The 10,563-nt window shown below is 68.9% G+C and carries 8 protein-coding genes; 5 read left to right on the top strand and 3 right to left on the bottom strand.

From position 1 onward, the window contains the following. A partial coding sequence (locus ABDW59_RS05345) for a glycosyltransferase (protein WP_343628478.1) occupies positions 1-695 on the bottom strand: 695 nt, incomplete at its 3' end. Positions 696-867: 172 nt separating this feature from the next. Here ABDW59_RS05345 and ABDW59_RS05340 point away from each other — a divergent pair. Then, complete coding sequence (locus ABDW59_RS05340) at positions 868-1,287, top strand: endonuclease domain-containing protein (protein WP_343628477.1); 420 nt, start codon at positions 868-870, stop codon at positions 1,285-1,287. A 230-nt stretch (positions 1,288-1,517) separates the two neighbouring features. On the opposite strand, the gene ABDW59_RS05335 is transcribed toward ABDW59_RS05340, so the two are convergent. After that, positions 1,518-2,174: a TetR/AcrR family transcriptional regulator gene (locus ABDW59_RS05335; RefSeq protein WP_343628476.1), complete on the bottom strand. Its 657-nt coding sequence runs from the start codon at positions 2,172-2,174 to the stop codon at positions 1,518-1,520. A 197-nt stretch (positions 2,175-2,371) separates the two neighbouring features. On the opposite strand from ABDW59_RS05335, the gene ABDW59_RS05330 reads away from it, so the two are divergent. From ABDW59_RS05330 to ABDW59_RS05315, 4 genes are all read left to right on the top strand, one after another. Beyond that, positions 2,372-5,671, top strand: a complete 3,300-nt coding sequence (locus ABDW59_RS05330) for a di-heme oxidoredictase family protein (protein WP_343628475.1) — start codon at positions 2,372-2,374, stop codon at positions 5,669-5,671. 33 nt (positions 5,672-5,704) lie between these two features. After that, complete coding sequence (locus ABDW59_RS05325; RefSeq protein ID WP_343628474.1) at positions 5,705-7,402, top strand: HEAT repeat domain-containing protein; 1,698 nt, start codon at positions 5,705-5,707, stop codon at positions 7,400-7,402. Between the two features lie 196 nt (positions 7,403-7,598). Then, on the top strand, positions 7,599-8,399 hold the full coding sequence (locus tag ABDW59_RS05320) for a DUF4198 domain-containing protein (RefSeq protein ID WP_343628473.1): 801 nt from the start codon (positions 7,599-7,601) through the stop codon (positions 8,397-8,399). Continuing rightward, on the top strand, positions 8,396-8,917 hold the full coding sequence (locus ABDW59_RS05315) for an EF-hand domain-containing protein (protein WP_343628472.1): 522 nt from the start codon (positions 8,396-8,398) through the stop codon (positions 8,915-8,917). The genes ABDW59_RS05320 and ABDW59_RS05315 overlap by 4 nt, the downstream gene beginning before the upstream one ends. Before the next feature lie 83 nt (positions 8,918-9,000). Here the strand turns inward: ABDW59_RS05315 and ABDW59_RS05310 are convergent, their stop codons facing one another. After that, positions 9,001-10,365, bottom strand: a complete 1,365-nt coding sequence (locus tag ABDW59_RS05310; protein ID WP_343628471.1) for a chloride channel protein — start codon at positions 10,363-10,365, stop codon at positions 9,001-9,003. Positions 10,366-10,563: the final 198 nt, after the last annotated feature.

The following is a 10,563-nucleotide window of genomic DNA, read 5'->3' as shown; positions in this document are numbered from 1 at the left end:
TCCAGGAAATGGATGCCGGGATGGCGATCGGCCAGGCGCTTGAGCGCCCTCGCCTGCCGGCCTTCGCCGAGGATGGCCAGCACCGCGTGGCCCGGCGCGGATTGCACGAAGGCGCGGATGAGCAGATCCACGCCCTCGGCGTGGGTCAGGCTGGCGACGGTGCCGATCAGGACGTGGTCGTCGGCGAGCTTGAGGCGCTCACGCAGGCTCGGGCCCGGTGCTGCGGGGCGTGGTCGAGGCGTCCAGGGGGGGACGACGCGCGCGGCGCCCAGGTAGATACCCAGGGTGCCCCATTGCTCGCGATTCAGGCAGATGAGACCGTCGAGCAGCTCATGGCGGTTGGGCTCGTAGCCTTCATGCAGCGTGCCGATCCGGACCACGCCGTCGCAGCGCGAAACGGCCTTGCAGGCGGGGCCCAGGTGCCCGTGGGCGACGTCGGCCTGGTGCTTGCGGAGCAGCGCGTCCAGGCGGGCGTCGCGCAGGAGTGGGAAGGGCATGGCGTGCCAGGTGACGCGGGCGGGGACGGAACGGCGCAGACGCGTGCCGGCGCCGACGACGTGCACCTCGTGGCCGGCGGCGGCCTGAGCTTCGGCGAGGTCCAGGGCGTGGCGCTCCGCGTTGCTGCCGGCGTGTGAGAACACGACGTGGAAGATGGTCAGCAGGGAACGGTACGGGCGGGGACTCGGGGACGGCATGCCGGCGAGTCTCCGGCGCGGATGTGGAAGGCGCGTTGACGCTTCATGGAGATTGCGTGGAGCGGGACGGACTTCTGGCCCCTCGCCCGCCTGCGCAAGCGCCAGGCTTGCTCCCTCGCCCGCTTGCGGGAGAGGGAGGGGGAGAGGGTCTTCGAGCTCTCACTAAGTCGCCATGAACGCCCCCGACTCCCCTTCCCAAGATCCAAAGATCAACGCCCGAAGGCTTCGAGGCGCGTCTACCGAGGCTGAGCGCAGCCTGTGGCACTGCCTACGCGCCAAGCGGCTCGACGGACACAAGTTCAGACGCCAGCATCCGGTGAATCGCTATATCGTGGACTTCGTCTGCATGGAGGCGCGATTGATCGTCGAGCTTGACGGAGGGCAGCACTTCGAGCCTGCAAACGTGATGGCGGATGCCGAGCGGACGGCAAAGCTGAAGTCGCTTGGATTCCACGTCATGCGGTTCACCAATCTCGAGGTGCAGCATCAGCGGGAGGCTGTCGTCATGTCCATTCTGGAATGGCTGACTGCGAGGGCGTGCGGAAGACCCTCTCCCCCGCCCTCTCCCGCTCAGCGGGAGAGGGAGCCCTAGGCACCGAGCGCTTTGGCGCGAGGCACTTCTTGCCCCCTCGCCCGCTTGCGGGAGAGGGTGGGGGAGAGGGTCTTCGAGCTCTCACCAAGTCCCCAAGACCGCACCCAAACGTGATGGCAGATGCCGGCTCGAATGGCTGACTGCGGGGGCACGCGGAAGACCCTCTCCCCTGCCCTCTCCCGCAAGCGGGAGAGGGAGTCATTGGCACCGAGCGCCTTGGCGCGAGGCACTCAGCCCTTCCCCCGCCCCCTGAACAGCATCTCGTCCATCACCTTCATATACGCCTTGATCGTCTTCGGATCAGACGCCCCCATCCCCGCGGTGGCCTCGATATCCGGGCCCATCACCGACAGCGTATTCGCCAGCGACACCATCGCGTAATACAGCAGCACCGGCTCCCCCTTGGGCAGATCGCCGCCCTTCTGCGCCGCCTTGATCAGCGGCTTCACCAACTCGAAATGCGGCCTCAGAAAGTGCTGCGCCATCCACGCCTGCCGGTCCCCATCCGGGCTCTCCTCCCGCCGCTGCAGCATGAAGCGGTGCAGATGCGGATGAACGATCGTGAAGTGGAAGTACGCGTTGAACTCCTGCCGCAGCTGCTCCAGCGGGGTCCCGCTGCGCTCCTGCCCGATGAGTTCCTCCCGCGCCCGCTGCAGCGACTCGTAGACATGCGCCGCCACCGCCTGCCACAGCGTCTCCTTGGACTGGAAGTGATAGCTGATCAGCTGATGCGTCAGCCCGCTGCGCTCGGCGATCGTGCGCATGCTCGCCGCCTGGAAGCCGTGCTCGGCGAATTCCTTCAGCGCGGTCTTCAGGATCGCCTGCTTGGTGTCCGTCGAGCGCTGCTGCGCGCGCCGGCCGGTGGTGGTGGGGTCCGATGGGCTCATCGTCGTTGTCATGTCGCGGTCACCCGCAACGATACCTGCGTGAAGACGCCGTCAAGCCGGCTCCGCGTCTCATCCTGAAACACATTAAAACTTGCCGCGTGGCAAAACAAACCAGACACTTCGCCGCGTTTGCCCCTCGAACGGGGGACAAGCACCACCACACCACAACGCACCCAACAGGCACGGGAGGGATGGATATGGCGTTCCATCGACTCGCTCAATTCACCGGCAGGGCCCTGGTCCCCGCCCTTCTAGGCAGCGCGCTGCTGGCCGCCTGCGGCGGCGGTCAGTCCGATGCCGGCCCTGACGGCAAGGCCAGCGCCTCGTCGACCTCGACGGCGGACTCCGCCGCCCGCGCGAAAGCGCAAGGCGGCGACGTCAGCGAGACCGCGCTCACGCCGGTCCGCGCGACCTCCAGCGCCACCGAGCGCGGCGATCTGTCGGCCGACAAGGCCATCGACCACGACGACAACACCCGCTGGGGCAGCGCGTTCTCGGACGATCAACACCTGACCCTGGACTACGGCACCGCGGTCGACATCAGCCGCGTGCAGATCCATTGGGAGAACGCGCACGCGACCAAGTACGCGATCCAGACCTCCGACGACGGCGCCACCTTCACCACCATCAAGACGGTGGAGAACAGCCCCGGCGGCACCGAGAACATCACCGGTCTGGCCGGCCACGGCCGCTACCTGCGCATCCAGGGCCTGGGCCGTTCGACCAACTACGGCTACTCGATCTTCGAGATCCAGGCCTTCACCGGCACGCCGGTCCCGCCGGTCACCACGCCCGAGCAGCCGACCAATCCGGACCAGCCCACCCAACCCACCACGCCCGACGGCGACACCAGCCAGCCCGGCGTGGTGCTCAAGCCGACGGCGGTGGTCGCGTCCAGCGTCGAGAACAACGGCCTGGCCGCCGCCAACGCGGTGGACGGCAACACCTCCACCCGCTGGGCCAGCCAAGCGGAGGACGGCGCCTGGCTGCAGTTCGACTTCGGCGCGCCGGTCAACCTCGGCTACATGAAGCTGGTCTGGGAGAACGCCTACGGCAAGGCCTATCAGATCCAGGTCTCCGACGACGGCAAGACCTGGAAGCTGCTGCGCGACCAGCAGAGCGGCAAGGGCGGCACCGAGGAGTACTACAACCTCGGCGTCAAGACGCGCTACGTGCGCATGCAAGGTCAGACTCGCGCGACGGCCTACGGCTACTCGCTGTTCGAGGTCGAGTTCAAGTCCATCGGCAGCGACAACAGCATCCCGGTCGCGACGACGACACCCTTCCCCGCGCCGGCCAACAACACCGTGGCCGCGCTGTTCCAGCCGCAGGCGCCGATCGAGACGCTGCAGTTCACGCTGCCGGACGGCACGCTGGTCACGCGCTTCGGCCAACGCGGCGTGGGCCGCCACGGCCGCGAGCGCGGCGAAGACTGGAACGAGATCGGCTTCGGCCCCAACGAGACCGTGGACGCCAATGGCAACCCGGTCGACAAGGGTCCGGGCAACTACATGAACTTCGTGGCGAATTACTTCCGCAACCGCACCTGGGGCGTGGAGTTTATCGACAACAGCCGCGTGCCCGGCGTCACCAAGCCGCGCCTGATCGTCAACCAGTACTTCCCGCAGCCGCAGCGCGGCGGCGGCCATTCGTTCTTCCGCCGCATCGACGATCCGCATGTCACCGGCTACGGCTGGATGTCGCCGGGTCAGCTGCTGGACCCGACCACCTACACCGACGGCTTCCGCGACCTGACCTCCTGCCCGGTCGTGCCCAAGCCGCCCGCGAACGCCCTGGCCAAGCCCAACTCGGGCTACGGCGGCGTGATCGGTGCGAACGACGGCTGCTCGGTGGTGCTGGACAACATGCCCGGCCATCAAGACCTGTCGGCCAACGCGGACGGCGTGCTGGTGCCCAACGGCATCAACATCCCGGCGCGCAATCTGAAGCTGGGCGAGGCGATCGAGTTCACCGGCTCCTTCTTCTCCAGCCGCGCCGCTATGGACGCGATCGGGGACAAGGGCGACTTCCGCTACTACACGACCGAGGTGGTCTACGTGATGGGCTCGGGCCTGCAGCCCTGGTACGGAACGCAGCCGCGCCTGAACAGCACGCCGCTGCCGGAGTCGACCTGGTCGGGTGGCCTGGGCTCCGTGTCCTACAACTATTCGGACGAAGGCTTCCGGATGTTCCAGCAGCCCTTCAACAACATCGGCATGCAGAACCTGCAGCGCTTTGTTGAAGGCCGCCGCACGGTGCACAGCAGCTTCGTGACCGGCGCGCACGCGGAAGCCGGCAACGATCCGATGACGTCCATCCAGAACCTGGCCGGACCCCGCTTCAGCGCCACGGCCTGCGTGCAGTGCCACACCAACAACGGCCGCAGCCCGGCGCCGTTCGCGCTGGATCAGCGTCTGGACAAGATGTCCTTCCACGTCGCGGTGCAAGGCGCCGATGGCGCGCTGCGTCCGGATCCGCGCTACGGCTCGGCGATCCAGATGAATGCGATGTCGGCGAGCGGCCAACCGCAGGACTGGGGCAACGGCGTGCGCGTGGTCGGCTTCGACACCCGCAGCATCACCTTGGCCGACGGCACGAAGGTGGAACTTCGCAAGCCCAAGTTCGGCTTCGACGGTCCGGTGCCGCAGCTGTGGTCGGCGCGTCTGGCGCAGCCGATGATCGGCGTGGGTCTGCTGGAGGCGGTGCCCGAGGCCGACATCCTGTCGCGGGTGCGCACGCAGCCGGACGTGGACGGCGTGCTGGGCAAGGCCAACTTCGTGCTCGATCCGGAAACGGGCGAGACGCGTCTGGGCCGCTTCGGCTGGAAGGCCTACAAGGCGAGCGTGCGTCATCAGGCGGCCGCGGCGTTGCTGAACGACATGTCGGTGACCTCGCCGGTGTTCCCGAACCGCAGCTGCTCGACGGACCCGGCCGGTTGCCGCAAGGCGCCGGCACAGAAGGGCATCCAGGAGGCCGATCTGACGGCGCTGACGCAGTACATGCAGCTGCTGGCGGTACCGGCCCAGCGCAGCCTGGCCAGCGGCTTCCCGCGCGGCGTCGCGCCGACGGACGAACACCGCGTCGATGCCGTGCAGGTGCAGGCGGGCCGGAAGGTCTTCGACGCGCTGCGCTGCGCGGCCTGCCACACGGCGGAGATGAAGACCGGCAACACGCACCCGTTCGCGGAACTGCGCAACCAGACCATCCGTCCGTTCACCGATCTGCTGCTGCACGACATGGGTCCGGCGCTGGCGGACAACCTGCCGGAAGGCCAGGCGCAGGGCGCGATGTGGCGGACCTCGCCGCTGTGGGGCATCGGCTACACGGACAAGGTGCAAGCCTCGGTCCCGGTCGGCTACCTGCACGACGGCCGCGCGCGCACGCTGACCGAAGCCATTTTGTGGCACGGCGGCGAGGCCGAGAAGTCGCGTCAGCGCTTCGAGCAGCTGTCCAAGATGGACCGGGACGCGCTGCTGGCTTGGTTGAAGTCGCTGTGATGGGGTGAGCGCATCGGCGCTCCTCGACTGACTGTGAACGCCGCGGCGAGAACCGCGGCGTTTTTCCTTTCAGCCGGAATGAGCACAATGCCCCCCATGAACTTCAACGACCCGCCGCCCGAAGACGCCGAGCTCCCAGGGCTCCTGTCCGACTTGCTGGACCAGGCCGAGCACCCGGACCTCGGCCTCCGGCGGACCGCTTTCGAGCGCCTCTATGAACTCGCGCTCAAGGTCCAGACCAGGATCTCCGCCGCGGTGCCGACGCTGATCGCCGGCCTTGCCGATCCCGATCCGCAGATCGGCGAGAGCGCCGTGTGGGCGCTGCACTACTGCGCCCCCGAAAGCCTGGAACCGCTGATCGCCTGCCTCACCCACCGGGAGGCCTTCGTCCGGGAGCGGGCCGCGCATGCGCTCGGCAACATCGGCGAGGTGGCGCGCGTCGACGGCGCGCCCGCGCTTCAACGCCTGCTCTCCGATCCCGATCAGAGGGTCCGCAAGCGCGCCGCCTGGGCGCTGGGTCTGACCCGCGACAACAGTGAGAGCACACTGGAGCGCCTGGCCACGCTCGTCAGCCAGGGAACGCCAGGCGATGCCGAAGCCGCCTTGCACGCGCTGGGCAACATCGGCAAGACGGCCGGTGCCGGCTCGCTGTCGCGGTATCGGCAGGTGGCGCTCGCCGCGCTCCAACGGCCGGAATCGACGATCCGGCGATGGGCGCTCTATGCGGCGGAGTCGACGGGCTTGGCTCCTCAGGATTGGGCGACGGTGCTGGTGGAGGTGGTCCGACACGACGAATCGGGCGAGGTCCGGGAGGCGGCGCTGTCTGGCTTGAGGGCCGTCGCCTCCATGGTCGATCTGGCCGAAGCGGTCCCGACCTTGCTGTCGCGCTTGGCCGACGCCTCTCGCGAGGCCATGCTGGTCTGCGCGGTGCTCGCGGAGATGCGTCCACGACCGACCGCGGCGATACCGGCTCTGCACGCGATCCTGCCCAACGACGATCTTGTGATCCCCGCCAGTCAAGCGCTGTGGCGCATCGAGGGACGCGCCGACCTGCTGATTCCCGGTCTGCGGCGCGTCTTCCACGACAGCGCGGAAGAAGTCTGCGATCTGATCGCCGAGCTCGGTCCGGCCGCGTCACCGCTGATTCCCGACGTCATCCAGGCGATGGGCGGTGAGTCCTGGGATCTGCAATGGGCGGCCGCCGATGCGCTGCGCGCGATGGCGTCCTCCGATCCGCAGGTCATGCCGCCCTTGCTCAACGCATTGAGCCATCCGAGCCCCATCGTGCAGTCGGCGTCGGCACGCGCGCTGGCTGCCATCGGAGCGCCGGCAGTCGCGCCGCTCAAGCGCCTGCTCGAAGACCGCGCCAGCATGCGCGCGACCTGGGCTGCCTACGCCCTGGGCGACATGGGCCCGATCGCCGCGGCGGCGCTGGACGAGCTGCGCGCCGGCATGCGCTCAGGCGAGACGCCGTTCTGCGGATGTTGTGCCATCGCGGTGGCGTCCATTTCGGGTGGCACCGAGGCGATGCCCTACCTGATCGAGGTCGTTCGCGGCGACGACGCCGACGGCCCCAGGCAGGCCGCGGCCAAGGCGCTTGGCGACATGGGGCCGGCCGCGGTAGCCGCGATCGATGCGTTGGAGGCGCTGCTCGACGACGAAGATGACAGCGACGAGGTCGCCAACGAGATCATTCGGGCGCTTTGGGCCATCCGCGGAGTCCGGCACTGATCCGAGGCGATCCTCAGCGCGCGCGGCGACGACGCCAGGCCAGTCCCGCCAGCGCAGCGCCGGCCAGCAGCAGGCTGCGCGAGTACCAGGGCTAGACGCCCGAAGCCCCGCGGGCCCGACCGGCGCGCTATAGTCGCGCCCGCCGACACCCAGCCATCGCCCGGATCGTCGTTCCTTACCCCAACGATCCACCGCGATGACTCCTTCCAGGCTCCACCGTCTGGGCCTCTGGCTGAGCCCGCTGCTGCTCTGCGCCGGCGCCCAGGCCCATTCTCCCTATCTCAAACCCAACACCTTCAGCGCCGACGCGCAGCGCAGGCATGTGACCGTCGAGGCCTCGTTCGCCGAAGGCGATCTGCGGCCCGACGTGGCGATGAAGTCCGACGGCTTCTTCGTGCTCGGCCCCGACGGCAAGAAGACCCCGCTGACGCCCGCCGCGGTGCTCAAGGACGCGAGCTACCTCGAAGTGCCGCTGGGCGCCGGCGACGGCAGCTACCTGGTGTCCTCCGGCCTGCGCACGGGCCGACTGGCCAAGGGCTTCCTGCGGCAAGGCAAGATCGTCTTCGCCGAGCGGCCGGACGATGCGCAACCGGGCGACCAGCCCATTGAAGTGCGGAGCCTCACCCGCGCCGACGTCTACGTGACCCGGGGCAAGCCCACGCCGGTGGACGTGCAGACCGAGGGCGTCGAGATCCATCCGGTCACGCAGCCCTACGACCTGTATGCGGGAGAGACCGTCACCGTGCGCGTGCGTGAGAACCGCCAGCCCTTGGCGGGAGAGACGCTGACCGTCATCGCCGACGGCCAGAACTACGTCAGCCACAAGCAGGCCGAGCAGGACTTCCAAACCAACGCCGCCGGCGAAGTGAGCTTCAAGCCCAAGACCGCCGGCCTGTACCTGCTGCAGGTGCGCGTGCGCCGCGCCGCGCCCGACAACCCCGCGCTGTGGCTCAGCAACACCGCGACCCTCACCATCGAAGTCCAGCCCCAGCCATGATCACCCGCATCTCTCGCATTGCTTTCAAGCATTCCGTCCTGGCGACCCTCCTGGGTCTGTCGGCCCTGTCCGCCGGCTCGGCGCTGGCCGCGTCGCATTCGAGCACCACCTTCATCGCCGAGCAGGACATCAACGGCGACGGCAAGGTGCTGCTGTCCGAGTTCAAGCTCGGCCGTCAGCTGGAGTTCGTGCGCATCGACTTCAACGCCGACGGCGGGCTGAGCGAGGCCGAGTACCTGGGCGAGTTCGAAGGCCGCCTGATGCAGCGCATCGCCAAGATCGCCGATCCGGAGAAGCGCCGCGAGGAACAGCAGCGCCAGATGCGTCAGGCCAAGGTCCGATTCGGCGTGCTGGACACGGACAAGAACGGCAGCATCAGCCTGGAGGAGTTCATGGCGGCCGGCCAACGCATGTTCGACCTGCACGATCGCAACAAGGACGGCGTGGTCGACGAGATCGACGTCAAGCAGGCCGAGGAAGACCAGAAGGCGGGCAAGACCAGCTTCGTCTCGCCCTGAGCGACGGCCCTTGCTGCGCGTGGCTCCCTCGCCCGCTTGCGGGAGAGGGTGGGGGAGAGGGTCTTCCGTGCCCGGACGAGCCCTCAGGGCGCTGCGGCGACCGGCCGCAGCCGTCCCAGCTGGGCCTGCGCCAGCCGGTGATAGATGGGCACGCTGATCCAGCGCGAGACCAGGCTGGCCAGCAAGGCGGCCGCCATCAGGCTCAGCACCATCGAGTGGCCGTCCACCATCTCCATCACGATGATGAAGGCGGTGACCGGGGCTTGCGTGACCGCCGCGAGGAAGGCCGTCATGCCGATGGCGATCAGCGCCGCCGCGCCTTCCGAGGTGGACGTCAGCTGCGCGATGTCGCTGCCGATGCCCGCCCCGATGGCCAGCGACGGCGCGAAAATCCCGCCCGGCACGCCCGACCACACCGCCAGCCAGGTCGCGACGATGCGCAAGGTCACGTACAGGACCGGCAAGTCCAGGTGGCCTTCCACCAGACGGCGCGTGTACTCGTAGCCGCTGCCGTCGGTCGCGCCCTGGCTGACCCATCCGATGAGCGCGATGGCGATGCCGCAGGCGAAGGCGAAGCGCACGGGGAACCGGGCTTTCCATCGGCTGAATCGGTCGTCCCCGCCCAGCAGGCTGCGTTGCAGCAGTCGCGAGAACACGCCGCCCGCCAGGCCGCAGGCCAGCGCGGTGAGCAGCCCCGGCATCAGATGCGCCCAGGTCAGGTGATCCACGCGCAGGCGACCGAAGTAGTTGGCGTTGCCGAAGACCGAGACCGCCATCAGGCCCGCCAGCACGATGGCGGCGATGATCAGCCCGCTGGTCCGATGCTCGATCTTGCGGGTGAGCTCCTCGATGGCGAACATCACGCCGGCCAGCGGCGCGTTGAACGCAGCGGCGATGCCGGCCGCGCCGCCGGCCACCAGCAGTCCGTCATGGTTCAGGGGCGAGCGGCGCGGCAGCCAGCGCTGCGCGTGCTGCATGACGCCCGCCGCGATCTGCACCGAGGGGCCTTCGCGTCCGATGGCCAGGCCGCCCAGCAGTCCGCCGGACACGAGCAGCAGCTTGGACGCGCTCAGCCGCAGCGACACGAACAGCCCCTGCTGGTCCGCCGGCACGCGCGGCGACAGCGCCGCCATCACCTGCGGGATGCCCGAGCCTCCGGCACCGGGCGCGAAGCGGCGGGTGATCCAGACCAGGGCCGCGGCGCAGCACGGCGTCCACACCAGCGGCGCCCAGGACGACCACGCGCGCATCGCGGCGAAGGCCGTGATCGCCTGATCGCTGACCCAGGTGAACAGGACGACGGCAAGCCCCGCCGCAATCGCGAAGGCCAGGACCACCGCGCGCGACAGCCAGTGCCGCCAGTCGGTGAGGTCCTCGCGCATGGAGGCCAGGAAGTCCGGCTCATGCGCGTCCTGGAGCGCATCCTGGTTCGGGTTCTCGTCGGGCATCGCGCAAGTATCGCGCCGCTGGGCCGAGCACTTTGGCGCGGAGCGCACCGTGCGGCCGGGCCCCGAGGTCCGGGGGGTGGGCCGGACGGCCCCATGTGCGGCCACGTACACTGCTCCGGCGTCGTCGGCCCGCTGAAGCCTGCTCCACCGACGCCGCCGTCCCTCATGCGTGGTGCTCCTCTGATCCGGTCCTGTCGA

Origin of the sequence: Roseateles sp., from assembly GCF_039595295.1 — a bacterium.
Lineage (GTDB): Bacteria > Pseudomonadota > Gammaproteobacteria > Burkholderiales > Burkholderiaceae_C > Roseateles.
This window is presented reverse-complemented; position numbering and strand designations above follow the sequence as displayed.

Excerpts from the sequence above, each read along its gene's own strand:
- ABDW59_RS05335 (WP_343628476.1), bottom strand. The coding sequence starts at position 2,174 with ATGAGCCCATCGGACCCCACCACCACCGGCCGGCGCGCGCAGCAGCGC.
- ABDW59_RS05310 (WP_343628471.1), bottom strand. The coding sequence starts at position 10,365 with ATGCCCGACGAGAACCCGAACCAGGATGCGCTCCAGGACGCGCATGAG.
- ABDW59_RS05330 (WP_343628475.1), top strand. The coding sequence starts at position 2,372 with ATGGCGTTCCATCGACTCGCTCAATTCACCGGCAGGGCCCTGGTCCCC.
- ABDW59_RS05315 (WP_343628472.1), top strand. The coding sequence starts at position 8,396 with ATGATCACCCGCATCTCTCGCATTGCTTTCAAGCATTCCGTCCTGGCG.
- ABDW59_RS05320 (WP_343628473.1), top strand. The coding sequence starts at position 7,599 with ATGACTCCTTCCAGGCTCCACCGTCTGGGCCTCTGGCTGAGCCCGCTG.
- ABDW59_RS05340 (WP_343628477.1), top strand. The coding sequence starts at position 868 with ATGAACGCCCCCGACTCCCCTTCCCAAGATCCAAAGATCAACGCCCGA.